At 69.6% G+C, this 25,723-nt stretch carries 21 protein-coding genes; 18 read left to right on the forward strand and 3 right to left on the reverse strand.

Features of this window, described 5'->3' with window-relative positions:
- From ABIE67_RS00005 to ABIE67_RS00085, 17 genes are all read left to right on the forward strand, one after another.
- Positions 1-516: hypothetical protein (locus ABIE67_RS00005; protein ID WP_370251497.1), on the forward strand; the 516-nt coding region annotated here is incomplete at its 5' end.
- A 62-nt stretch (positions 517-578) separates the two neighbouring features.
- Positions 579-863 carry a hypothetical protein gene (locus ABIE67_RS00010; RefSeq protein ID WP_370251499.1) on the forward strand — a complete coding sequence of 95 codons (285 nt, stop codon included), beginning with the start codon at positions 579-581 and terminating at the stop codon, positions 861-863.
- A 119-nt stretch (positions 864-982) separates the two neighbouring features.
- Positions 983-1,630, forward strand: coding sequence for a hypothetical protein (locus ABIE67_RS00015; RefSeq protein ID WP_370251501.1), 648 nt, complete (start codon positions 983-985; stop codon positions 1,628-1,630).
- Between the two features lie 123 nt (positions 1,631-1,753).
- Positions 1,754-5,842: a DUF3560 domain-containing protein gene (locus ABIE67_RS00020; protein ID WP_370251503.1), complete on the forward strand. Its 4,089-nt coding sequence runs from the start codon at positions 1,754-1,756 to the stop codon at positions 5,840-5,842.
- A 105-nt stretch (positions 5,843-5,947) separates the two neighbouring features.
- A complete protein-coding gene (locus ABIE67_RS00025) occupies positions 5,948-6,268 on the forward strand; it encodes an LPD29 domain-containing protein (protein ID WP_370251505.1) in 321 nt (106 codons plus the stop codon).
- 59 nt (positions 6,269-6,327) lie between these two features.
- Positions 6,328-6,744 (forward strand): hypothetical protein, encoded by a 417-nt coding sequence (locus ABIE67_RS00030; protein ID WP_370251507.1) that lies wholly within the window; start codon positions 6,328-6,330, stop codon positions 6,742-6,744.
- Positions 6,745-6,807: 63 nt separating this feature from the next.
- A complete protein-coding gene (locus tag ABIE67_RS00035) occupies positions 6,808-7,416 on the forward strand; it encodes a hypothetical protein (RefSeq protein WP_370251509.1) in 609 nt (202 codons plus the stop codon).
- Between the two features lie 717 nt (positions 7,417-8,133).
- Positions 8,134-8,592, forward strand: a complete 459-nt coding sequence (locus ABIE67_RS00040) for a hypothetical protein (RefSeq protein WP_370251511.1) — start codon at positions 8,134-8,136, stop codon at positions 8,590-8,592.
- Positions 8,593-8,718: 126 nt separating this feature from the next.
- The gene (locus ABIE67_RS00045) at positions 8,719-9,777 is read left to right on the forward strand and encodes a ParB/RepB/Spo0J family partition protein (protein WP_370251513.1); all 1,059 of its coding nucleotides are present in this window, start codon (positions 8,719-8,721) and stop codon (positions 9,775-9,777) included.
- Positions 9,681-10,007 carry a hypothetical protein gene (locus ABIE67_RS00050; protein ID WP_370251515.1) on the forward strand — a complete coding sequence of 109 codons (327 nt, stop codon included), beginning with the start codon at positions 9,681-9,683 and terminating at the stop codon, positions 10,005-10,007. Before ABIE67_RS00045 ends, ABIE67_RS00050 begins: the two co-directional genes overlap by 97 nt.
- Positions 10,004-10,270, forward strand: a complete 267-nt coding sequence (locus tag ABIE67_RS00055; protein WP_370251517.1) for a hypothetical protein — start codon at positions 10,004-10,006, stop codon at positions 10,268-10,270. The genes ABIE67_RS00050 and ABIE67_RS00055 overlap by 4 nt, the downstream gene beginning before the upstream one ends.
- An 87-nt stretch (positions 10,271-10,357) precedes the next feature.
- Positions 10,358-10,981, forward strand: a complete 624-nt coding sequence (locus ABIE67_RS00060; RefSeq protein WP_370251519.1) for a hypothetical protein — start codon at positions 10,358-10,360, stop codon at positions 10,979-10,981.
- A 170-nt stretch (positions 10,982-11,151) separates the two neighbouring features.
- On the forward strand, positions 11,152-12,510 hold the full coding sequence (locus tag ABIE67_RS00065; protein ID WP_370251521.1) for a hypothetical protein: 1,359 nt from the start codon (positions 11,152-11,154) through the stop codon (positions 12,508-12,510).
- 118 nt (positions 12,511-12,628) lie between these two features.
- Positions 12,629-13,597 carry a hypothetical protein gene (locus ABIE67_RS00070; protein ID WP_370251523.1) on the forward strand — a complete coding sequence of 323 codons (969 nt, stop codon included), beginning with the start codon at positions 12,629-12,631 and terminating at the stop codon, positions 13,595-13,597.
- Positions 13,598-14,053: 456 nt separating this feature from the next.
- The gene (locus ABIE67_RS00075) at positions 14,054-15,151 is read left to right on the forward strand and encodes a tyrosine-type recombinase/integrase (RefSeq protein ID WP_370251525.1); all 1,098 of its coding nucleotides are present in this window, start codon (positions 14,054-14,056) and stop codon (positions 15,149-15,151) included.
- A 306-nt stretch (positions 15,152-15,457) separates the two neighbouring features.
- A complete protein-coding gene (locus tag ABIE67_RS00080; protein WP_370251527.1) occupies positions 15,458-17,680 on the forward strand; it encodes a tyrosine-type recombinase/integrase in 2,223 nt (740 codons plus the stop codon).
- A complete protein-coding gene (locus ABIE67_RS00085; protein WP_370251529.1) occupies positions 17,673-18,233 on the forward strand; it encodes a DUF6262 family protein in 561 nt (186 codons plus the stop codon). The genes ABIE67_RS00080 and ABIE67_RS00085 overlap by 8 nt, the downstream gene beginning before the upstream one ends.
- Before the next feature lie 64 nt (positions 18,234-18,297).
- Here the strand turns inward: ABIE67_RS00085 and ABIE67_RS00090 are convergent, their stop codons facing one another.
- Positions 18,298-19,260, reverse strand: a complete 963-nt coding sequence (locus ABIE67_RS00090) for a hypothetical protein (protein WP_370251531.1) — start codon at positions 19,258-19,260, stop codon at positions 18,298-18,300.
- Positions 19,261-20,129: 869 nt separating this feature from the next.
- Between ABIE67_RS00090 and ABIE67_RS00095 the strand changes: the two genes are divergently transcribed.
- Positions 20,130-23,483 (forward strand): Tc toxin subunit A, encoded by a 3,354-nt coding sequence (locus ABIE67_RS00095; protein ID WP_370251533.1) that lies wholly within the window; start codon positions 20,130-20,132, stop codon positions 23,481-23,483.
- 57 nt (positions 23,484-23,540) lie between these two features.
- On the opposite strand, the gene istB is transcribed toward ABIE67_RS00095, so the two are convergent.
- Both istB and istA read right to left on the reverse strand, forming a co-directional pair.
- Complete coding sequence (gene istB, locus ABIE67_RS00100) at positions 23,541-24,422, reverse strand: IS21-like element helper ATPase IstB (RefSeq protein ID WP_370251535.1); 882 nt, start codon at positions 24,420-24,422, stop codon at positions 23,541-23,543.
- Positions 24,423-25,679 carry an IS21 family transposase gene (gene istA / locus ABIE67_RS00105; protein ID WP_370251537.1) on the reverse strand — a complete coding sequence of 419 codons (1,257 nt, stop codon included), beginning with the start codon at positions 25,677-25,679 and terminating at the stop codon, positions 24,423-24,425.
- Positions 25,680-25,723: the final 44 nt, after the last annotated feature.

The raw sequence follows: 25,723 nt of genomic DNA on the forward strand, positions 1-25,723 counted from the left end.
GGCGGGATGCCCCGTTCGACACGCCACTGTCAACACTTCACCGACACCCCACCCGCAAGCCGTACAAGTGAAAAGGGCTCCCGGCACCCTATCGGCGCGCGCGTTTGGTGGGAAGGCTGGTGCGAGGCCGCTGCAATGCTCGACAGGATTTTCCCCGAGCAGGTAGACGCAGGCGAATTGCGCGAACCCGAACTCACCATCAATTCGTTTGTGATCCTGGACGACGCGCCCCGTCGCGCCAAGGTCCGGGCCCGCAGTGCGGCAGTCAGCCCGGACGGAATCGGCGCACTGTCCGTGACCGTCGGAGGTCTGACGATCGCGTGCGCATCGCGGGCCGCCGTCGAGTGCCAGGTGCGCGGGTGGCGCGAGGCGTACGAAGTGCTGGCCCTTGACGGAGGGTTCGGACTGCGGTCCGCCGATGAAGTGGCCGAGCGCGTACGGGCCGATCACGCCCGCCACGGGGGCACCGAGCTACTGACCGCCGCCGAGGAGCAGCGGGCGAGCCGGACGCGGTAACGCGTCCCAGGGGGCGGCCCAATGGCCCCCCCCCAGAGCCAGCCACCACAGAAGGGAACTGCATGACCACCACAGGACCGATCGGCCGGGGGCAACGGGTACGCGTCGAGCGCCGCCCCTCCCGGGGGCTGGCCGCCCACGCGCGCCCCAGGACCGCGCACCGGCCCGCACCGTGGCCCGAGGTGTGGGAAGGCACGGTATTGCAAGTGACCTACGACGAAGGCGAGTTGACCGACGTCGAGATCTACGGCAAGCGCGAGAGCACCGGCGAGGCCAAGCGCGTCGGGTTCAGCCTCGCCCGGAACCCGTTCTTCCGTACGACAGTGACGCCGGTCGAGTCGCCGTAACTCGCGACGTCCGGGGGGTGATTGAGGGTTGAGATCACCCCCCGCTAGAGCGTATTATTGATTCTGCGGGTGAGCGGCAACTCGCCCGCCACCAACTCAGCAACCCAAGGCAGGGAACGATGAGCGAGTACCACGACCACGTACGGCAGAGCCTCGAAGGGCAGAACGTCGAGCCGAGCGAGGATCTCGGCATTGACGCGATGCGGTGGACCCCCGCCCCCGTCAGCGACGCCGAGACGGACGACGCGATGCAGTCCGCCGCCGACACGGCGCACGCGTTGCTCGACCGCGCCGCCGACGCGTACCTGTCTCTCCTGAACGCCGTTCTCGGCGACGGGACGCACCACATGGTGGCCAACGCCAGCACGCCGCACGGTGACCTCACCGAAGGCCAGGAACTCACCGTCATCGGTGACGCGGTGGTCATCAACGAGCAGGCATCCATGCGAGTGTGCGCCGTTCTCGCCGCCGCCATGGTCGGGTGCGCGACCGGTGCAGTGGTCGTGCGCACGTTCGGCCCCGACGGGTCGGAGTTCGTACGCGGCTGGAGTGTCCGCCGCTTCTGGCTTCGGCCGATCACCGCCGAGGAGATCCGGGCGGCGTACAGCGTCGACCCCGCCACCGGCGCGCCGTTGGCCCCAGAGCCGGGAGTCGAGTTCCGGCAGGCCGAGCGAGTCCCCCGCCCCGAGGACCAGGCCGAGACGAGCAACCGAGAGGCCAGCCGCACCGCGCCCCGGGACAACCGGCCCCCGAACCGCCGCAACTGAGCACCACCCCGCCGGGCCGGTCGCCCGACCGGCCCGGCGGGAACGCCCCTGCCTCCCCCTGCCCTGCCTCCCGGTGTGAGCGGCAACTCACCCGGCACCAACCCGACCAGGAGAGACCCCGTCATGAACGCGACCACGCGCCCCGTCAGCAGCTCACGCACCCCTGCCCAGGAGCCGGCCCCGACCCCTGCCGAAGCGCCGGCGCCCACCGCCCCGACCGCCGATCTGCCCCGCAACCCGGCCCGGCTCACCGCCCGTGCGGAAGCCGCGGGGTGGACCGCCACCGTGGAGACGCAGCCCGGACACTGCGCGCTGCTGCTCACCGCCCGCCAGGAGGCCGGGGAAACCGCCCTGCGCTGCGTGTGGCGGCTCACCGCCCGGGGGTACCGCTGGGACGGCGCCACCCTGACCCGCTACGGCCAGCAGGCCGCCGAGGGCATCGCATGGCGCGCCGTCGGCGACCTGGTGGCCGCCGAGGCCCCCACCGCCCGCACCCAGCCGACCGGCGACGCTCCGGCGCCCGTTCCGGCCGAGACTGCGGCGGAGACTGCGGCGGAGACTGCGGCGGAGACTTCGGCCCCCCGGAAGCGTGCCCGTAAGGCGCCGTCCGCGGCGGAAATCGAGCGTGCGCGTAGGGCGGCGGAGGAGTGGCCGGAAGCCATGGAAGCGCGGTCGCTGGGCGACCGCTACGAGGGGGAGTTCCGGCGCTCCGACCTGCTGTCGGAACTGTCCGTGTGCGGTGAGCGGTTCCCGTTCCGCTTCCATTTCGAGTCGGGCGGCGGACACACCGTGAGCCTTCCGACGGGGGACGTGCGCGGTACGTGGGGGGAGGTCACCGGGGCCGCTATCGCGTACGTGATCGCTGAGCGTCCGGCGGCGGTGCTGCGGACGACGGCCGAGACGGCGCGCGTGCATGGCATCCATGCGGAGCGTGCGGCGGAGAAAGCGGAGGAAAACGCACAGACGGCCGTGTCGGTCGGCATGGCGCGAGCCGCTTTGGACACGGTCCGTGCGTTCGCTCAGCGCATCGATTGGGACGGACTGAGGGACGAGCAGTACGACAGTGCCCGGGGTGCGGTCCGGGAGGCCGAACAGTACGCGGAGCGCGCAGAGTCCGCGTACGAGCGGGGGGACGTCAACACGGCCCGTTGGGCCGCTCGTCACGCTCTCGCCGTCGCACGCTGGTTCCGACTTGACGCGCCGTCGGCTCAGGAGTGCGCGGAGCGCGCGCCGGAAGCGCGCGCGGTTGCTGGGCGGGTGCGGCCGGAAGCCTCGGCGTTCCTGCTGCGCATCACGCGCCCGGGGTGGGAGGGACCTGCCTCGGCCGAGGGTCCGGCCGGTGACGCTCCGGCCGGTAGCGGCGTGACACCGGACGTTCCGGCGGAGGAGATCGAGGTCAAGAAGACCCCGGCGGTGTTGCCCGAGGTCGTGTCGGACCCCGGCGGGGTGGACGGGTGGGAGACCGACGGAGGCGCGGTCGAGGTGCTGCCGGTGATCTGCCACGGCAACGGGGGCGGGGTGTTCCCGGTGGCGTTCCGTGGCCCGTATGAGGGCACGGTGCGGGTGTCGCGGGCGTGGCTGACGGAGCGTGCCCGCCGTGAGCTGACCGTGGCGCGTGAGCGGCTGACGGTGGCGGAGGAGCACGCGGAGACGTGCGCGGCGTGGCGGCGGGACGCGTACGACCTTCACCAGGAAATGCGCCGGTCGGCCGGGGTGCTGGGTGAGCGGGTGGTGGTGCATTACGAGACATCCGGCAAGTGGTCGGAGCGTGCCCGCGAGGCGTCGTGGGCGGCGGATAAGCGGCGGATGCATGCGCGGGATGCGGTCCGGCGGTGTGAGCGTGAGCTGGCCAGTCTGGAGGCGGAGGCGGCGGAACCGGGGCGCCGGTCGAAGTCCGCGCGTGCGTTCCTGGCGCGTGCCGTATCTGGGGATGTTCTGGCCGGCCGTGGGGCGTGGGTGTCCGCCGACGGCGGTACGGCGGTGATGTTCGAACTTCCCGCAGACATCGACGTGAACCCGGACGTGAGGCACGGGGAAGCGAACGAGCAGCGTCGGGCATTCGTTGACCTGCTGGCCGATGCCGTGGCCGCGCGGGATGAAGGCCGCGCGCTGATCGGCCGTGACCTCCCGTCGAAGAAGACGCACGGACGTACGGCCGGTGTCGACAAGGGCCAGGCGTCCGCCTCGGTCAAGGGGCTGGACGTCAAGCCGTGGAAGGGTCCGAGGGTTCCGGCCGAGGGCTCGCCGCTGGATACCGAGACGCTCGCCACGTGGGACACAGCGGGGGACGTCGTGGCGGAGAGTGAGGCGGCCCCCGGGGTGTGGCTGCCCATGGCTGCCGTGTCGTTTGCGGAAACGGCCATGGCCAACGGGTGGACGGTGGCCATGCAGCGCAGCACTGACGGGGGCAGGGTGGCGGTGCGCGTCGCTGGTGTCGCGGTCAAGAACGGTGAGCCGCTCGCCTATGAGTTGCTCGCGGTGTGGGACGGCGGGGTGTTCTGTGAGGACCGGTCGGCGGTGTGGGTTACCGGTCGGCGGGTGACGCGCAAGCGCACCCCGTTGTGGTCGGCCCCGGTCCGGGTCGGCCGGTCGGGCAAGCACCAAGATCCGTCGATGTTGGGGACGGTGCAGCATGCAGCGGAGCCGGGCACGCTCGCACGGGTCGCGCTGGGCAGCTCGGCGCCTGCCCCTGAGGGTGTGAGCGACCCCGGCGGCATGGACGGGTGGGAGGGCGAGGGCGGAGCGCTCGCGCGGGATGATGGCGGAGAGCTCCCCCCGCCGGCGCCCCGTGACGAGGTGTCCGCGCGGGCGGCTGACGTGGTGTCCGACCCGTCCGGGGCGGACGTGTGGGATGCAGAGGGCGGCACGGTGCCGGGCGTCGACACCCCGGCCCCCGTCACGGCGGCTGAGGCGGTTATGCCGATCGAGTGGGCGAAGCCTGCCGGGCGCGGTGACTGCGCGGCGGCAAACACGTGTGGCGGGTTCGGAGTGCTGCTGTGGGACGTGCCCGGCTGTGCTCCGCGCTGCGCCGAGTGCGCCGCAACGGTCATGGGGCACTCTCCGGCGGCGCTGCGCGCGCTCACCGTGCCCGGGGACGTCGTGGAGGCGGAGGAGGGGGCCGAGGCGGCGGACATCGTCATCCGGCACACCCACGAAGAGGGCACCACTGTTGCGGGGTCCTCCAAGGGTGACGGGGTGTGGGAAGCGTTGCGCCCGCTGGGCTGGACCTACCGGCCTATCCCGGGAATCTTCATCCGTGGCAGCCGATACAAGGGCGCCGACCGGTGCAAGATCAACCGGGCTGCGGACGCGGTGCGTGCACTCGGCCTGTCGTGCGCTGTGGTGATCGAAGAAACCATGTCGTTCGCCGAGCGGGAGGCCGCCCGCGTGGATGCGTCCGAGGAGCGCGCGGAGCGGTACGCGGACCGGGCCGGACGCGCGGCGGCGGCGTCGCAGTCGGCGCGCGATGCCTCGGACCGGATCGCCGAACGGTTCTGGATGGGTCAGCCGATCCTCGTGGGCCACCACTCGGAAGGGCGCGCCCGCAGGGACCAGGAGCGCATGAACAACGCGATGCGCAAGAGCATCGCCGAGGGAGAGCGGGCCGGTTACTGGGCATCCCGTGCGGCGGCGGCGGACGCCTACGAGGGGTACAGGAAGAACCCGGGGCGCACGCTGCGCCGTATCGAGAAGCTGGAGGCGGAGCGGCGCGGCGTCCTGCGGGAGCGTGACGGCGTTGACGACAAGGGCCGTAAGGCTGATGTGTGGCGACGCGAGCCGTCCGAGGCGCGCCGGGAGGAGCTGACGCGCCGTCTGGCCGAGTACGACGAAGAGCTGACGTACTGGGCGGAGACCATCAAGGAGGCGGAGCGGCGCGGCTTCAAGGTGTGGGGACGGGCCGACTTCATCAAGGGCGATTTCGTGCGGTGGCGGGGGTCCTGGTACGAGGTGACCCGGGTCAACGCCAAGACGGTGACCGTCCCGCACATCCACGCCGCGTTTGATGGCGGCACCGTCGGCGCCGTCGGCGGCTGCCGCGTGGTCACCCGCGCGGCAACGGCTGAGACCCGGCACAAGGGCAGCACGTACACGCTCCCTTACAACGAGGTGAGCGGGCGCATGTCGGCCGAGCAGATGCGGGCCGCCCTGGCGGGCGAGGCAATCCCAGCCGACCCGCGCGACATCACCCCGGAGCCCGCCAGCGCCGACTGATGCGGAGGAAGTGTTGAACCCTTCCCCGCAAGGGCGTATTATTGATTTTGCGGATGAGCGGCAACTCGCCCGCCACCAACCCAACTCGCATCAGAAGGACAGGGCATGGACTACATCGACACCAAGGACGTGGCCGCCGAGCTCCGTAACCGCCTGAAGGGCGCGTTCCCCGGCGTGAAGTTCAGCGTGCGTAAGGGCACCGGGACCGGCTCCGCGTGGATCTCCGTCTACTGGACCGACGGCCCCTCCACGGCCGACGTCGAGGAGCACACCCGTCCCATGCAGGGCTCGCAGTTCAACGGCATGGAGGACCGCTACGAGTCCACCGACAACACGGTCACCGTCACCGTCGAGGGCCGGAAGGTCACCGGTAAGCCGCTGGTCGACGGCATCAACACCATCGGGAGATCTCCGACGACGCGCTGAAGGCCGCCGCCGCCCTGTGGTCCGAGGCCCACGACGGCGCCGAGCCGCCCACGAGCGGCATGCTCGACGGCTGCGTCATCGACGGCCACGTCATCCAGGAGAACTGGGCCCCGCAGCAGTTGTGGCAGATCGCCAGTGACGTGGTCCTCCCCCAGCGCTGGGCCGCCGTCAAGGAGCAGGCCGCCGCCCAGGCTGCCCGTCCGGCGCACGCCCAGGAGGAAGGCACGGAGGGACTCACCCTCAAGCACACGGACGAGGACGGGACGACGGTCACCGGTACGCGTCTGGGCGACGGCGCCGCCGACGTCCTGAAGCGCCACGGCTTCAAGTGGCACCGCAAGAACCAGTACTGGTACGCCCCCGGCAGCCGTGACCAGCAGGCCGACACCGGGTTCATGGACGCGGTCGCCGCCGACCTGCGCGCCGCCGATCTGACCGTCACCACGGCGCAGCCCGAGGCGGCCCCCAGCGCCTGAACCGACCACCCGATCGGCCGGGCGCCCCAGGCGCCCGGCCCGCGGAGCGGAGCCCTTATGTCCATGCATTCCCCCTCTGAGTCCACCGGCGATCGCTCGCACCCGTGCGACACCGCCGACCCAGGCACGGTCGAGGTCTGGGAAACGGACGGTGGAGCCTGCGCCGGCGTCCCGCAGGCCACCTCGACCGCCCCCCGCCGCGCCCGGCGGATGTTCATCGCCCGTTGCGCCGTCGGCGCGTCCGGGTACCGCACGGCTGACGGCCTGGCCCTGACGGTGCACCGCGCCGAGGAGGACGGCGGCCCAGCTCTGTGCGGTGCCGCCCCGGCGTGGTGGGAGCCCGCAGACCTCGGGCAGGCCCTGCGCCGGGTGTCCTGTCACAACTGCACCGAACTGTGGATCGAGCGGGCCGGGATCGGGCCCCGCTGGCAGGTGGCCGACTGCATGCGTTGGAGGGTCTACCGGACCGAACGCAATCGGTACGGCTCGCTCATCAGCGTGTTCGACGGCTACGTCATGCGCTGGGACCGCGTGATCGCCCACCGCCGGTGGTGCTTCTACCACTCGGCCACCACGGCCGGTGTCCGGATCTCCGCCTACCCCCGCGACGGCGACGAGCGCAAGGAGTGGTGGTTCCCCGCCGCGCCGCAGCCCACGCCCACCGGCACGTAAGGCCCAGGGCGCACCGCCCCCCTCTCACCGCCGGTCCGGGCGGCTCCCGGACCGGCGCACCACACCACCCCGAAAGGCAGCAGGCCATGGCCGGAAAGCTCAGCAAGGAGCAGACCAGGCGGCACAACCGAGCGTGCGAACTGGTCGACAGCGACCGGGAGTTGACCCAGGAGGAGCGGGAATTCGTTCTCGATCACTTCCATGAGAATGCGAACACGGCGCCGCACTCTGGACGGCGCGTTCTTCACCCCGGCCGAGCTCGCCGGCGAACTCCACCTCGTGATCCCGGGGGACCGCATCATCGACCTGTGCGCAGGCATCGGCCGCCTGGCGTGGCACGCCCGCGACCTGGTGACACGGCACTTCGAGCGTCTGCCGCCTCTCCCGGCGGAAGCGTTCGTAGGCGGGCGAGTCCTGCGCGACGAACCCGCCCTCGATGCGGAACGGGGCGGACTCCCTGGGGATGATGAACGCGCCCCGACGCGCCAGGGTCTCGGCAACTGCGATGACGTGGAACTCGAAGAGCGGCCCCCGGTACCCGGGGGCGTTGCGGCTGCGCTTGATCCGTCCGAACGGCGGGTTGCTGACGGCGCAGTCGAAGGGTCCGAGGTCCATGCCCGGGACGCGCCGACCGACACGCACGTACTCGGGGTTCTTCTCCACGCACACGATCTCGCGCGGGCGCATCACCGCGCCCACGCCCCAAAGGAGACTTCCGTGTCCGACCGCTCCGCGCTCCAGCTGTATGTCTACGCCATGCCCGCCGAGGACCAGGCCGCCGTGCAGCTCGGCATCGAGGACAACGGCCTTGAGCCATACGAGAACTCCAGCAGCGGCATCGTGCTGGGGATGCGCTACATGACCGACGAAGTGCCGGTCGGCTCCGCGCACGATCTTGCCGTGCACCTGCTCACCCACGCCCCCGGGACGGGCTTCGAGCTGTGGCAGGACCCCGTGTATGAGCACCCGGGGCGGTACGTGGCGCACCTTCCCGGCATCGGCACCTACGAGGGCGTGTGCGACGCCTACGGCTCCCCGGTCGTGAAACTGACCGAGGTACTCGACGCCCTGACCACAGCCCCGGACTGTGACGCCGCGCTCTCGGCGGACCACTTCACACGCCATGCACCGTTCTTCGCCGCCCTCCGTCGCGCCCAGGCCGCGCGGCGCCCTTGACCAGTGCTTTTCGCCCGCACGCCTCAACGAAAAAGGGTGTTGCCCCATCCCAAAAGAGCGTATAATTGATTCTTGAGAGCAAGCGGCAACTTGCTCGACGCCAACCGATCGCACGAGGAGCAATCCGTGAGCGACACCGCAACAACAACGACACCGATGCAGCGGGTCACCCTGCAGCTCGGCCAGATCCGCGTCAACGAGAACAACGTCCGCCAGGACCTCAACCTGGACGAGAAGTTCCTCAAGTCCATCGCGGCCAACGGCGTGAAGGTCCCCGTCGTGGTCCTCCCCCTCGGCGAGGACACCTACGAGCTGAAGATGGGCCACCGGCGCTACTTCGCCGCCCGGGCCACCAAGGAGACCGAGGAGGAGCAGGACGCGATCGAGGTCCCCGCGTACGTGCTCGACCCCTCCCTGCGCGAGGCGGGCGAGGACTTCATCGACCAGCTCATCGAGAACGACGACGACTACCGCCGGGGCCTGACCGACCTGGAGCAGGCCGACGCCCTGTTCGGCGCGGTCGGCGCGGGCATGAAGCAGGCCAGGGTGGCTGAGCTCACCGGCCGCTCCCGCAAAGCCGTGTCCCAGGCGGTGAAGACCGCCAAGACCGTCGGCGAGCGGACCCGTTCGGCGCTCGCCGAGACCGGCACGTACGACCTCGACCTCGAAGCGCTCGGTGTGCTGGGCGAGTTCGACGACGACCCCGCCGCCGTAGACCGGCTGCTGGAGGCCTACCGCGCTGGCCGGTTCGAGTTCCAGGTGCAGTGGGAGCGCGACGACCGCGAAGAGCAGCAGGCCCGCGCGAAGGTCCGCCCGCAGCTCCAGGAGGCCGGGGGCCGCCTGGCCGAGGACGCCGACACGCTTCCCCCGACCGCCGAGCTGCTCAGGGAGCTTCCCGGCCCGGACGGCGAGCCGCTGAGTGCCCAGGCGCACGCCGAGTGCCCCGGCCACGTGGCGACCTGGGCCGAGAACCCCGGCGAGCCCGGCGAGGTGGGTACTTCTGCACCGACCCCGACCGGTTCGGCCACCTGCCGCCCCAGGAGGACAACCAGGAGGCGGACGGCGACGGCGACGAGCAGCCGACCCAGATGGCGCAGACCAAGCCGTCGGAGCCGTCGCGCGAGTACGTCAAGGCGGGCAACAAGGCCTACCACGCCGCCGAGAAGGCCCGGCAGGCGTGGCTGAAGGACCTGATCGGCCGCAAGAGCGCGCCGAAGCCGCTCGCCGCGTTCGTCACCGCGCAGCTCCTGACCTGCCCCAAGCCGGTGGCTCAGTGGGTGGGTGACGTCGGCCGCCGGAACCTGGTCCAGGAGCTGACCGGCTACGACAACCCCGCCGAGCGTGCCGGGACGGCGACCCCGGCCAAGCTGACGCTGCTGAACTTCGCGGTGCTGGCCGCGACGCTCAGCGGATGAGCGAGACACGGACGTGGCGCACCGACAGCACCGCCCGTTCCGCCGTCTACGAACTGCATGAGATCCGGGGCGACGCGCGCACGTGGCTGTCGTTCCTCGCCGAGATCGGCTACCCGCTCTCCAGCGTCGAACAGGCCATCGTCGACGACGAGCCCTACCAGGAGGGCGAGCCGCACACGGCCGACGCCGACGGCCAAGCCGACGAGGACACCCCGGACGACCCGGACGCCGTGAGCGTCGAGGACTCCGAGGACGCGTCCTGACCCGCTGCCCGGGCCGGACCTGACCGGTCCGGCCCGGGCACCCCGCCCCTTCCCTCTCTGCGCGCCGCCCGCCCGGAAGGCCTCGCCATGCTCCGCTCCGAACTCCGCCTCAACGCCCCTTTGTTCGTCGCCCAGGCCGCCGTCAGTAACCACACGGGCCTGATCGCCCGAGCCGGGCTCGCCATGCCGGCCGTGCCGTTCGGCTCCCCGGCCTGGCAGCTGCCGTCCCTGGTTGCCTACCTTCACCGCCTCCACCAGGACGAGGAGGACCCCTCCCCCGAACTGTGGCGCGCGCACACCGAACGCCAATCCGGCCCCGTGCCCCGGCCCCACCGCCGCTACCAGGCTGACGGCCTGCACGACCCGGACGCGGTGTGCGTGCTCGACATCCAGCTCGGCCCGCGCGACGAGGAGACCGGCTGGCCCGCCGCCAGCCTCGCCGTGATCCAGCAGGAGGAGGGCGCCTGCCCCTTCGGACGCGTCACCCGCCGCCACGGCGCCGAGGCGATCGCCGCGTACGCCGCCGAGGAACTGACAGCCGAGCACGCGGCCCTGATGGACCGAGCCCGCCAGCACCAGGACGCCTACTTCGTGCGCCTCGCCAACCTGGCCCAGCGCGCCGCCGACTGGGCCGACAAAGTCCGCGCCGCCGCGCACGCCGACGCCATCCACGTCCAGGCAGACCACGCCCGGACCCGCATCACCCGCTGACCACCCCGCCCGCGCCGTCTGCCGCCTGTCGAGGCTGCGCCAGGTACCCGTTCGAACCCGCCTCGCCGACCTACGCGCTCTCCGACACCATCGTCGAAACCTGCGCGGCCGTGACCGCACCCGCGCCGACCTGCCCGGCGGCTACCGGCTGACCCCTGCGCACCCGCGAGATGCACGGCCCGCTTGAGGCCGCCCTGGCCGTGGCGTCGCCCGCCGGCCCCGCCCGGATCTGCACCGCGCGCGTCAGCGCGCACACCCCGACACCCGTCACGTCCCGCATCCTCGACACGGTCACCCGCTACGCCCCGCCCCTGCCCAACGCCCGTGACGCCCATCCGTCCCAGGAGGCCGTTTCCCGCCTGCTCACCACCGGCGCCCCCTTCCAGCGGCCCGACCAGACGGGGTTGTTCGTCCAGTTCGGCCATGCGGAAGCCTGGCTGGAGGGCAGGCGGCTCAGCGTCACCCTGGGCAGCCCCGACAGCGGGCTCAGCCTCGTCCTGGGCGGGCCCTGGGATGCGCCGTCCACCGCCCGGCTCACCGCCGCCGTCCTGCGCGAACTGACCGACGCCGAGCGGCTCGCAGGCAAGGTCGCCTCGCTGCTGGAGCCCGGGCCGTGGCAGGTGCTGTCCGACCAGTGGCACCCCGACGCCGCCCTGGTCCTGCCCGCAATCCGCCGCCCCGACCCGGAAGACCCGCTCGGCCGCCGTGTCTCCCGGGCTCTGCGCGAGGTCCAACACGCGCTGCGCGCGGCGCAGCCCGACTGGGACTTCCAGGAGATGGTCTCTGCCGAGGGCTCTGCCGTCGCCCTGCGCGTCACACCGCTCGAATGCGCCGTGCCCCGCATGGTCCGCAAGGTGGTGTCCGACGGCGCGTACGGCCCCGACGAGTTCGGGAACACCCGCACGACATTCCTCCCCGCCGACCTGCCCGCACCCCCCGACTTCGCCCCGGTCCTGCCTCCCGACGAGGCTCCGTCCCTGGACCTCCATGTCGCGGCGAAGGACGAGCGCTACCTGTACGGCGTGAAGCTGGAACTCGGCGACTGGGCCTACGTCCCGGACGGCCAGCGCGTGTTCTACGGGCCCGGCTGGTACCCCTTCCACGAGCACATGACGCGCCGGGAGAAGGACCTCACCGCCCCGCTCAACGACCGCGAAGTGCCCACCGGACGCACCGTTCCCGCCCGGGTGCGGCTCTCCCCCGACGTCGCGGACTTCTCCTGGGGCAACGAGTACGTACAGCTCACTCCCGTCGACCACCGCGTCGAAGCACGCCTGCACCTGTACGTCGGCCAGGAGCAGGCCCGCACCCTGGTGCGCACCGTCACGCTGGAGGTCGATCTGCGGGCGAGGCGGGTGATGCTCCCCATCCAGATGCCCGCAGATCTGCGCCACCAGGCGGAGGTCAAGGGCCGACGGATCCTCGATCTGCTGCTGGCCGCACGACGCGAACGCGCACAGGGGGCGAGGGAGCCGCGGGCCGTCCTCGGCTCCTGGGATCGCCGCGACCCGCCCAGCACGGACGCCTGACGACCGTCCCGTCGCCACCACGTAAACGGCACCCGCATCGCTCGTCGTTTCGCCCCAACTGCCGGTCCGGGGCGGCAACCCCGGACCGGCCCCACTCACCAACTCGAAGGACTCACCCGTGAACACCGTCCTCACCGCCCCGGCCCCGATGTCAGCGCCACCGCTGCACGCCCCGTATCCCGAGACGTGCTCCTGCACACCCGCCGTCCGCTACGCCTGCGGCCACTGCTACCACGATCAGTGCGTGGACTGCGGGTTCTGCACGATGGGCAGCTGCGTCTGCCATTGCGAGTACGGACTCGGCTTTCACCCAGGTGACTCGCCGCCCGAGGGGCCGATGTTCTGGATCGGCGGACACCACGCCAACTGGTTGTCCACCTGGGGCGTTCCGATATGCGTCTCACGCTCCGCCCTGACCGGCCGTGCCACGCTGCCGCGCGCCGCCGAAGCCTGGGTATACGACTCAGGCGCCTTCTCCGAACTCGGCGACCACAGGGGCTGGACGATCGGCCCGCACGCCTACGTCCGCGAGCTGCGCCAGTTCCGCGACGGAATCGGTCGCCTGGTCTGGGCCGGGCCGCAGGACTGGATGTGTGAGCCAGACATGATCGCTCGGACGGGTCTGTCCGTGCGCGAGCACATCGACCGCACCGTGGGCAACTTCGTCGATCTGATGGCCGAGGACCCGGGCGTCGACATCATCCCGACCATCCAGGGCTGGCGGCCGGCCGAGTACGAAGCCTGTCTTGATCTGTACGACAAGCGCGGCGTCCGGCTGGCGGACTATCCGCTGGTCGGGGTCGGCTCTGTGTGCCGCCGCAAGTCGGTCAAGGACGTCTCGGCCGTCCTCGCCACAGTGGCCGCCGCCGGGCTGCGCCTGCACGGCTTCGGGCTCAAGACCCAGGCGCTCGAAACGTGTACCGAGTACCTGGCCTCCGCCGACTCCCTGGCGTGGTCGCGCGATGCCCGCTGGAACGCCCCGCTGCCCCAGTGCGAGGGCAAGCACAAGAGCTGCTCCAACTGCGTGCACTGGGCCATGCGCTGGCGCGAACGCGTCCTGGACGTGCTGCACGCCCCCGTCAGCTGATGCTCCCCACCACGACCTGACCCACCGCCGACCGTGCCGGTCCCGGGGCGGCAACCCCGGACCGGCCCTCCTTCACCAACTCACCGACCCGAGGGGAACACCCTGATGTCTGCCTACGAACAACCCCCGCTCGATCTCGGCGCCGTCTGCCAGCGGTGGAAGCATCGCCGGCACAGCTGGAGGCCGACCAGTGAAGGGGATTCGACCCCGCCCGGTACCGCGTCCTCGAGATGCCGGAAGCCCGAGTGCACGAGGCGAAGGCTTTCGTCCACGCCCACCACTACAGCGGCTCATGGCCCGTTATCTTCATGATGATCTCGTAAGCAGCCATGTCAGGGACATCCTCGTCCGCATGGCCAGGTCATCGGTATCCAAGGGGTGTTCGGCATCACAGGCACGTTTGTCACATCGTTCCGTGCTGAGCGGGCGGAACTAGCGCAAGGCCGCACGGCGTGGGTGATAGTTGGGGCGGACGACTACGTCCTCCACGACGAGGGCTCGCTCTTCCTCGCAGCGCTACGCAACGCCGGCAAGGCGTACCACACCGAACGCACGTACGCAGGTCGGACGGCGCTCTATCTCTCGTACTGCACGTTCCACAGGCTCCCGTGGGCTCAGGTGACCGTGTGGCAGCTGGCCCGGTTCCTGCACTGGCTCGTCGAAGAGCCACTGCCGTCGAGGAGCCGGGCGGGCGGCGGGCCGGAACGATTCCGCGACACGAACACCGCGAACGCGATCGTCGGCACGGTCTGCGAGTTCCTGGCCTTCGGCAGCCGGATGGGCTGGGTCGACCACGAGCTGACCGACCAGCTCACCGAGCCACGGTACCTGCGCTACCTACCGCCCAACTTCAACCCGGGCGAGAACGACCAGCACCGAACGGTGCGCTCGCGACAGCTCAAATTCGCGTCGGTGGACTCCGGGATCGAATGGCTGACGGTCGACCAGATCGCCCGCCTGGCCGAGACCACGCGCCATGCTCGGGACCGCTTCCTGGTCCTGCTGCTGTGGTGCACGGGCATGCGGATCGGCGAGGCACTCGGGCTACGACGGGAGGACATGCACCTGTTGCCCGACGCGCAGGCCTTCGGCTGCCAGGAAAAGGGCCCGCACGTCCACGTACGGCGCCGTCTGAACAGCAACGGAGCATGGGCGAAGTCCCGGCGGCCGCGCGCCATCCCGGTGACCAGCGACCTGGTCGGCTGCTACACCGACTACCTGTACGAGCGCGCGGCCATACCCGAGGCTGAGTTCACTGAGCAGGTTCTGGTCAACCTGTTCCGCGCCCCGCTGGGCCGCGCGATGACCTACTCGAACGCCAAGGACCTGTTCGACCGGCTCGCCCGCCGAGCCGATCTGATCGCCCGTCCGCACATGGTGCGCCACGGGGCCGCCACCGAGTGGATCCGCCAGGGGCACGATCGCGCGGTGGTAAAGGACCTGCTTGGCCACGAGTCGGACTCCTCAATGGGCGTGTACGTCCACACCTCCGACGAGGAACGCCGGGCTGCGGTCGAGCGGGCCGACGCTCGACGCCGGGAGCTGGCCCGATGAACGTCCTCACCACTGCCCACGCACCCGAGAGCCACGTCATCTCGCTGCCGTTCGACCGCAAAGTGGCAGGAATGGCTGATCGAGCACACGGACGAGACGAACTGGCGCCCAGACGAATGGGACGGCAAACACTGGCTGTTCACCGGCGACCCGGGCAAGACGGAGACCGCGATCTGGCGCTGCAACAGCACCGGATGCCACGTCGCGGTCCGCGCGACCCGGCACCTGTGCCGGTCCTGCTACGAGCAGTTCGTTGAAAGCGGCCTGAGTCGCGAGGAGTTCGCGACGGTCGGCCGACGCGCCTTGGTGCGCTCGCTGCCCGGGTCGAGGCCGCCGTGCTCGGTCGAGCGCAACGGGCTGCGGTGTGCCCTGGAGGCCGCGACACTTGGCGCCTGCACACCGCACTACGCGCAATGGCGCCACCAGCAGCGCAGCGGGCAGACGCAGTTGGAGCTCGACGACTGGCTCAGGGTTCATGCCGAGCCTCGTCCGCCTGGCGATCCGTGCCGGGTCGGTGCCTGCGCCGGCACCGCTCACGCGCGGGTACCGCTGTGCACGTACCACCGGGAACGCTGGCGGCGCTACCGCAAGGAGAGGGGCCTGAAGGCCGCGACCGATGAGGACCTGGGGGCCTGGGCGGCTGTGCAGCACCCGTGCCTGACCGGCTTCCAGTTCTCCCTGGTCGCCCTGCCCGACCTGCTGCGCCACGAGCTCCTCTATGCCTTGGTCGAGCGCGACAAGCAGCGTCCCACGATCAGCCCAGTCGCCATGCGGCTGATGGTCCGCGGCCTGGCCGACGTCGACAGCATCGCCGCCCTGACAGGCAAGAAGCTCGCCGATCTCGGCTATCTGGACCGCAACTGCGAGGCGCACTGGAACGACGTGGTGCGCCTGGTGCGCGGAGCCTTCGACCGGTTCTGCGGCATCGACCCGCTTGAGAAGCCCGTATGGGAGTTGAGTGACCTGGGCCTTCGCTCACGAACCCGTTCCGGCGTACGCACCTCCGCGCGCCGGCTGGACGTCACGAAAGTCCGGCAGGACTGGCTGCGCCAACTCCTCGCGGACTGGATCAAGGAGGCCACGCCCGAGAACGCCGCCTTCCGGATCGCCTACGAAAGCTGCGTGGTCGCTTCCCGCGCTCTGTCCAGGCGGCCCGGCGGCGGGGACAACCCATCCGCGCTCAAGGTCACCGACATGGACGCAGTGGTCGCCGAGATCCGCGGGCAGGGCCGCAAGGACGGAACCGGACCACTGTCCTCGGGCTCCCGCAACGAGCTGCTGACCGGCTTCTGCCAGCTCCTCGACTTCGGCCGGCGCCTGCAGATCCTCGACCACCTCGCCACCGGGTTCGCCCGCCATCCGCACCACAAGATCCCCTACGAGGACTCTTCCGAGGACATGGCCGGCAAGGCCATCCCCGAGGTCGTCATCGCCCAGCTCGACGCCGCGACCGACCTCATCGGCGTCGGGCTCGCCTACGGCAAGTTCCCGCCGGAGGTCGTGCAGGCGATGATGTGCACCGTCTACGTCCTGCTGCGCGACACCGGACGTCGACCCTGGGAGGTGCGCTGGCTGCGCACCGACTGTCTGGAAGCGGACGGCAGCGAGTACGTGCTGATCTGGGATAACCACAAGTCTCGGCGGAACAAGCGCCGCCTGGAGATCAGCCGCGAGACCGCCTTCGCGATCCAGGCGTGGCTCGAGATCCGTAAGTCCCTGGAAGTCTCGGCCCGCTCGCGTACCTTCCTGTTCCCCGCGGCGTCGAGCCATGCCTACGACGCGTGCATCGACTCCGGCACCGTGGCCAAGACGCTGCGGAGCTGGGTCGACAGCCTGCCGACACTGATCACTGACGCCGTCGACAAGGACGGCAGGCCGCTGGAGTTCGATCGCAGCCGGATCTTCGCCTACGCCTTCCGGCACACCTACGCTCAGCGGCACGCGGACGCCGGAACGCCCCTGCACACCCTGCGTGACCTCATGGATCACAAATCAGCCGATACCACTCTTGGGTACTTCCGGGTCTCTCTCGAGCGGCGCCGCAAGGCGGTTGAGACGATGCGGCTTCACGTCGTGGACCGCTCTGGGCAGGCGGCGCCGACCTCGTCGGCCACGGCGTACGAAGCGCGCTCGGTGGCCGTGCCGTTCGGGAACTGCACCGAGCCGTCGAACGTGAAGGCCGGCGGCGGCAGTTGCCCGATCCGCTTCCAGTGTTCCGGCTGCGGCTTCTACCGCCCCGACCCCTCGTTCCTTCCGGCCGTCGAAGATCACATCCGTGCGCTCAAGGCCGACCGGGAGACCGCTCGGGCCATGCAGGCTGCCGAGTTCGTCATCCGCAACATCACCGACCAGATCGACTCCTACCAGTCCGTCGTGGTCGGCATCCGCATCAAACTCGCCGCGATGCCCGAGGACGAGCGGCGCCATCTCGAAGAAGCGTCCGCAGTGCTGCGCAAGGTCCGCGCCGCAGCCCCGCTTCCGGTCCTTCCCGTTCCCACGGTCCCCTCCAGGAGCACGTCCGATGAGTGAGCCCCGTACGCCCGCGCAGGTCCTTCGCGATGCCCGGCAGAAGGACTCGCGTACCAAGCGCGCTAGGGTCCTGTCCGTCGTCGATCAGCTCGTCGCCGACGAGGAACCGATCACCTTCACGGCAGTGGCCCGCGCCGCGAACGTCTCACACTGGCTGGTCTACGCCGACGGGGTGCGCGAACACATAGAAGCCGCTCGCCAGCGCCAGTCCCGCAGCACGCGCGCCGAGGCCCGCGGCCAGGCCAGGGCCCCTGCCGGCTGGAAAGTCGAGCAGGAGATCGTGCGCGAGGAGAACCGGCGGCTACGCACCGAAGTTGAGGGGCTCAAGGCGGCAGTCCGCCGGAGCCTGGGCCAGCAACTCGACCATCTCGGCACCGCCGACCTCGGCGCGCGGGTGGACGAACTCACCGCTGAGAACCAGAAACTGCAAGATGACCTTGCCCAGGCTCTGGCCCGGGTCGAGGAGCTGACGGGCAAGCTCGCCGAGGCCGAGGACGATCTGGCCAGCGCGCGGACCAGCCTGCGCCGCATGATCCGGTCCGAGAATCTGTGACCTTCAGTCCCGTGCAGACACTTACGCCGCCCACCTGGTGAATGGCCACGCTGAACGGGCTCAGTCAGTTCGTCTCGGCGGTAGAGAGAGCGCGCAGAATTTCATTGATGGCTCGCTCCCTGGAAAGAAGGCACTCGTAGCGCCCCCCTCTGTGAACAAGCGGGATGAACGGCTTCTCGGTGTCCAGCAGTTTCTGTTGCCAGGATTCCGGACTGCCTGATTTCGCCTCAACAACGGCGGTATCACGCCGTAGGACAGGCTGGAATAGTTCGTCGAGACGTGTGGTGGTAAGTATGCCGTGCTCTCGCCTGCCCTCCAAGTGTCCGACCTCGACGGCCAAGACTTGCTCGAAGGCAAATGGATTCCGCTGGCAATCTGGGGAAGGGAAGAAAAATCTTTCATACTCATTGGCGACCGGAGAGGTAAATGGAAGAGCAGGGATGGCGCCCTCAGCACCGGGTATGGCCTGGTCCCACTGACGACTCACAGCCAAGGCTACCTCGTATGACCTACGCAGAGCAGGGCGGGAAAGGAGCAAGCGGTCCAGAAGTGAATCAGGCGTAGCCCAACCGTGAAACGCGCCAGCACCGGAATCGCCGTCGATCGCCAAGAAGACTATCGCTTGGGGCCGTCCAAGTCGTACGGCGCCGGCGCAAAGTACCAAGAGCCGCGTTTCCCACCACGCTGTCCCGTCCTCCAGGTCAACGACCGCCACGTCGGCTCGTGCTGCTTCCTTCAGAGTATCCAGGATTGCTGCCGTACTGCTGTCGTTTAACGTAGCTCCGGGCGCGAGGCCCATGCGTGGTGAGACTGCTGTTTCTCGAGACTGACGCTCTGTTACAGGGAACTGGATGCGAATACCGAATGCTTCAACTGCTCCACCACCGGTCAGGCTTCCAAAAAGAACGAGTAATACCGGCAGGACTGTGAGGAATAAGATCCCGATCAGGACCGTTCCCTCGTGTCGTTCGCTTGGCCAGTCAGCGCTCACGCGCATCACGCCCAGCAGCACCAGCAAGCCGATCAATACCGCTGGCACTGTAAGCAGCGCTGAGCGCGCGCTACCCGGCCAGAAGGGTCCCCCTGATCGATCCATGCTGCGGACTGTGCTGCGAAAGCTCAGCGTGGTCAATGTTCTGAGCAGCAAGAAATCATGGACAGCGCCTTGCTCGGGAGGGAACGCAGGCCGATCTCGCGACCGTGATCTGCACCCGAAACGGCCATTGAGAACACCGTAGTCGAGCACAAGCACGCGCATCTGACTGGTACATGGCGGTACAAGCCGCGCTCTTGCGGCGCGGGCCGGGCACTGAACACGCTGCACGTTTGGACCAAGTAGCCCCGAGCGAGTCTGCTTCCGGTGGAGGCGGAGATAGATCGTCGACTGTGCATACGCCGAATGGCGCATGGTGCTAACCCTGGCTCCCGGCCACACTGCGAAGGCGCGGGCACTCGACATGTCCGGCAACAGGGCACGGGGGCGGGGTATGGCTGTGAACGAATTAATCATGCGTTCCTGGTCACCGAAGACCGGCTGCGAAGCCAACCTTGACGCGCCCCATCCCTCTCTCACGGAACACGGTCTTAGTGCGTCCGCGTGCCGGCGTGACTGGACAGCAACTGCCGGGCGCGGGCTCATGGGTGATGTAGTCATCGAGGTCCGTCCGAAGGCAGCTGCAGCGGGGCGGGCCCAGCCGGAGGAGACCTCGTATCTGAAGGCCTTCCCGCAGACCGAGGGACTGCCGCCAGCCGCCCGGGACAGCGTTCGGCTGACCCTCACCTCCTCCTTCCAGGGTTCGGCTGTCGGCGCGCTTCCCAACACCCCGATCGGAAGGCTGCTCCTGGGCAACTCAGGATTGCCTACACCAATCAGGAGGACCCGACCGAGGACTTCGCATGGATGCTCGTGACGCCGCCGTCCGTCGGCTGGCCCCGGACGACACCAAGCCCGACGAGGTCTCTGCGGCCGAGCAGTTCGTCGCCTGGAGCGGCGGCCACCGGCCTCTCGAGACGGCGCTTGCGGCTCCGGGCGCCGTGCCCGGCTTTCGAACAATCGCCCTGCAGAACGGACTCGACGACCTAGTGACGGCGCTCGGCCGCTCCGCACCGCCGGCCGGCCTGCCCGGCCACACGGCAAAGGAGCGCCGTACGGCGTTCGCCCGGCAGCTTCGCACCGGACTGTTCCGGCGCGAGCCCACCGCGGTCCTCCAGCGGATGGTGCAGGACGACGAGATCTCCGTCGGTGGTGCCGCCGAGCAGGCTGGCGTGGTGCGGGTGCTCGGCAACCTGGGCGACGGGTTCGATCTGCGGAGGAACTCGCTCACCTCCGCCCTCCAGGCTCCGGGTGCTTTGGACGGCGTTCCTGAGGATCAGCGGAAGGGCGTGACCGAGGGGCTGAAGACTCTGCAGCGCGTGCAGGCGATCAGCCCCACGCCGGAAGCCGTGGCCGCGGTGATCGGCACTGGCAACCGGTCAGCCATGGCCGTGGCGATGACGCCACGCGACCAGTTCCTCCGCCGGGTGGAGGGCCAGCTGAATTCGGCCACGGCCGTTGCGACGCATGAGAATGCGGTGCGGGTGCAGATCCGCAACGAGGACGCGCTCGCGGCGATGCGCCAGCAGATCACCGGCTCCGGGATCCAGCTGGCCGACGGCACGCTCTCCCAGCGCGAGCGTCTCGAGCGGGTGCAGACGGCGGCCGACGCCACCGGGGCGACCCTCGACGTCCAGGGCCTGTTCGGCGATCTGGACTTCTGCGAGTGCGACGACTGCCTGTCGGTCTACAGCCCGGCCGCCTATCTCGTGGAGCTGCTGCAGTATCTGCGGAACAACAACCTGGAACCGGGTAAGCCGGCCGTGCCAGGGATCGAGGGGACACCGCTGGAGAAGCTGCTGCGACGCCGACCAGATCTGGGCTGCCTCGAACTCACCTGCGAGAACACCAATGTGGTGCTGCCGTACATCGACCTGGTCAACGAGATCATGGAGAGTTTCGTCGTCCACCTCGGCGAATACGCCCAGGACACGCACGATCCCAAGCAGGTCACGCTCGAGACCTTCAACGTGCGGACCGAGACCAGTGGCGAACTGCAGGCGCAACCGCAGCACATCAACCAGGAGGCCTACTGCATCCTGAAAAGCGCGGCCTTCCCGATCGGACTGCCCTACCACCAGCCGATCGACCGGATGCGGATCTGGTTGCGCGCGATGAAGACCACGCGGTTCGACGTGCTCGACCGGTTCCGCAGCGGGCCGCCGACCAGTGACACGAAGAACGCGGACCCGGACGACCTTCCGCAGATCGGGGAACTCTGGGCAGCACTGCGGCAGCGCGCGGCGGATGCAGAGTTCCTCGGTCTCACCCAGGAGCAGTACGTCATCCTCACCCGCGAGGCGTTCCCGCCCCGCGACTATCTCGAACTGTGCACTGGCGGAACGATCAGCCCGCGGCAGTACCGACGGCGGATCGGTGTCCGTCCGGTGCACGAGTACTACGGGTACGGGTCCGCGGACGACATGCTGGACGCCGACGAGACCCGCCGCCTGGGCCTCACGTTCGTCAAGGACCAGCTCCTGCCACGGACCGGCCTGACCTACGCCGAACTCGTCGAGATCCTGCGGACCCGGTTCGTCAACCCGGTGATGCCGAGCGGGCCCGCGCTGAGGCTGACGCTGGCAATCCAGGCGAGCTACCAATTCCTGCAGACCCTGGTCGATACCGGAACAGGCGATCCGAAGCGGCGTTTTGGCAAGGTCATCGAGTTCTTAGTCTCCCAGCAGGGTGTGGTTCCGGGGCTCTGGCGGCGGCTGAGCCAGGACGGACCGTGCGGGCCGCAGACTGAGGAGGACAGGCTTACCCGCGCGGAGATCACCGCGTGGGTCCACTGCTGGTTCGAGCGGCTCGGCCGGCTGATCGTGCTCGACTCCGGTGAACGCCCGCGTCTGCCGATCTCCGGTGATCTGTTCGGACCCGTCGGCTTCGAGGGGTGGGGCAAGTTCGGCCACCTCGACCATGCCGGCTCCATCACAGACCTCGACGGCGCTCCCACCGGAGGCGTGGACCCGGACGGGAAGGCAGTCCTCAGCACCGGGCAGGTGCTGAGCAGCATTCAGATCCTCAGCCCCGAGGGTTTCGTGATCGGCGAGACCGACGGGAACGGCTTCCTGATCCGGCCCGCCTCGCCCCGGGAAGAGGGGGCACCCGGTGAGACCGGGCCGGGCTCACGGATCCGCTGGCTGCCGCCGGCCGACTCCTGCGACCTGGACCCGGTGCGGCTGATCCACCTGGACGGGTCCGCCGTCACCAAGGCGGAGTACGGACGGATCCAGCGATTCGCCCGGCTGTGGCGGGCACTCGGCTGGACCGTGCCCGAGACGGACCGGGCACTGGCCGGACTGGGCACCGGCGACGGCCCCGCTATGGAAGATCCGGACGAGACCGAGGACGGCGACGAGACCGGCTCGACCGCATGGGATCTCGAGGACGATTGCGGGTGTTCGACCGAAGAGTGCGGCGAGCACGACGCCGCATGCCCGCCGCTCCCCGGCCCGGCCCGGATCAGCGCGGGCTTTCTGCACGAGGTCACCTTCGTCAGCCGCGTCATGGAGCGGACGGGCCTCGAACTGGACCGCGTGCTGACGTTCTGGAATGACATCGACTCGGCTGGGGACGACTCGCTCTATACGCGGATCTTCCTGCGGCACAACGTGCTAGGCACCGATGACGTCTTCCGCCCGGACGCCCACGGCCAGGCCCTGGTGGACGCCGGGCCGATCACAGATCACCTTGCCGGGCTCCAGGCCGCGCTCGGTATGGGAGCACAGGACATCGCCGTCCTGATCACGGAACTCGGCCTGCCGGACGAGCTCACGGTCCATACGCTTTCTGCGCTGTTGCGCTACGCGGTGCTGGGCCGCTGGCTGAGGCTCAAGACACCGGACCTGGTCCGGCTCCGGGCAGTGTTCGGTGATCCCTTCGTGAACGCCGAGACCACTTGGGCCTTCCTCGAGGACTGGCAGCGCGCCGACGAGGCCGGGCTGTCGCTGCGACAGCTTGATTTCGCTCTGACCGCGCACGACGATATCCGGCGCCCGCTCGCGCCGTCGTCGGTCACGGTGCTCCGGCTGACCAAGACGCTCTACGACGGGCTGACCGCCATCGATCAGCAGCATGCGGATCTGGGCGATGACGACGAGGCGCTCGCGACGCTGGAGCGCGTCCGCACCGAGAGCAGTGTCGGCGGCGGGTGAACCGTGACCCAGTTTGGGCGGGTGAATAGTGACCCAGGTGTCTTCTGTTGCGTGTGTTCAGTCGTCTTGGTTGTCGGTGGGGATGCGTCCGAGTTCGCGGCCGCGCATGCGATACGAATCGCCCTTGAACGAGTGGACCTCGGCGTGGTGGACGAGGCGGTCGATCATGGCGGCGGCCACGGTCTCGTCGCCGAAGACCTCTCCCCAGCGTCCGAAGGGCTTGTTGCTGGTGACGATCACGGACGCGCGTTCGTATCTGTTCGAGATGAGCTGGAAGAACAGGTTCGCGGCTTCGGCCTCGAAGGGGATGTAGCCGACCTCGTCCACCACGATCAGCGGGTAGCGGCCCAGTCTGGTGAGCTCGTCGGCCAGACGGCCGGCTGCGTGGGCGGCGGCGAGCCGGTCGACCCACTCGGAGGCGGTCGCGAAGGCGACGCGGTGTCCGGCCTGGCAGGCTCTGACCGCGAGCCCGATCGCCAGGTGTGTCTTTCCGGTCCCGGGCGGACCCAGGAAAACGGCGTTCTCCTTCCCGGCGATGAAGTCCAACGTACCCAGATGCGCGAGCTGTTGGCGCGTTATCCCGCGCAGATGGGTGACGTCGAGTTCCTCGACCGTTTTGACGGCGGGGAACCTCGCCGCGCGGACGCGGGCCTCGCCGCCGTGCGATTCGCGGGCGCTCACCTCGCGCTGGAGCACGGCGACGAGGTATTCGGCGTGCGTCCAGGACTCCTTGCGGGCGCGTTCGGCCAGCCGTTCGGCGGCGTCCAGCAGGGCCGGGGCCTTCATCGCGCGGGCGAGGAAAGCCAGGTCAGTCAAGGTCTGCCGGCCCGTCCGACGGGAGGATGCCGCCGCTGCCGTCCTGGCGGTGGTGGTCTTCTCGACGGCGCCGGGCTCTTCCTCGCCTTCGTCGTCGCCGGAGGCTGTCGCGGGGCGGGGCATTCAGCTCGCCTCCTTGTCGCCGCCGCCGTCGATGACGGTGAACAGTCGGTCATAGGTGTCCAGTTCGCGCTGTTCGACCTCGACCATCGGGCCGGACGAAGCAGCCAGCCGGCTCTGGCGGGCTGCCTGCTGACGGTGCACTCCCTGACGCATCCGGGTGCCGGTGGCGGCGTGTTGGGGGTCGGTGAGGGTCTGGTGCTTCGCCCAGCACCTGGGGTGCTGGGCGACGATCTCCCCGCCGGTGGCCAGGACGATGACCTCATCGTTGTCACAGAGCACCGTCACCGTCCTCCCGATCGCGGCGGGGTCGACGGAGTAGTCGTTGGTGTCGATGCGGACGTAGTGGTCGCGGCCGAGCCGGATGGAGAAACGCCACCAGGACGGCGGGTCGACCGGCGGCAGCGCGATCATCCCGGACTTGTCCGCCTCCCACCGCTCGCTCGGACGGGCCTGCAGAGCGCGGTGCCGGCGCCGGTTGGCGACCTTCAGCCACTCGCCCAGCTGGGCGTTGAAGTCGTTGGGGCCGGAGAAGTGACGGCCCGGCAGGAAGCTGGTCTCCAGGTAACCATTGGCCCGCTCCACCAGCCCTTTCGTTTCTGGATCGCGGGGGCGGCAGAGGTAGATCCTGGTGGAGAGCAGGCCCGCGAACGCGGCGAACTCGCCGGTCACCTTCCCGCGGCCGATCCCGGACTCGTTGTCCCAGACCAGCATCTTCGGGACGGCGCCCCAGGCGGACAGCAGCCGCCAGTGCCCGTCGATCAGGTCCCCGGTCCGCCGCGAGGGCAGCATCCTCGCGGCGATCATCCGCGAGTAGCCGGACACCATCACCAGCACCGGCGGCTGCCCGGTCTGCCCGTAGCCGAGCGGGATCTCCGCGTCGGGGAACCACAGGTCGCACTGGGCCAGCTCACCCGGCCGATACGTCGTCCGCGACACCGGGTCCACCGGGATATAGGCGGGACGCAGGTCGCGGACCCGCTCCTTGAGCACGGTCATCCCGCGGTCCCAGCCGATCCGCTCGGCGATCACCGTCGCGGGCATCGTCGGCGTCTCCCGCAGCAGCTCGCGGATCTGCACCTCGACCGCGTCCACCACCGAGCCCTTGGCCGGCCTCTCGTACTTCGGCGGCCGGTCGTGCGCCAGCGCCCGCTTCACCGTGTTCTTCGAAATGCCCAGATGGCGGGCGATCGCCCTGATCGGCATCTGCTCGGCCCGGTGCAACCGACGGATCTCTGCCCAGTCCTCCACAAGGATCACCTCTTCCTCCTGACCTTGATCAACAAGGCCAGAGTCAGACGAAG

This window comes from Streptomyces sp. V4I8, from assembly GCF_041261225.1.
GTDB lineage: Bacteria > Actinomycetota > Actinomycetes > Streptomycetales > Streptomycetaceae > Streptomyces.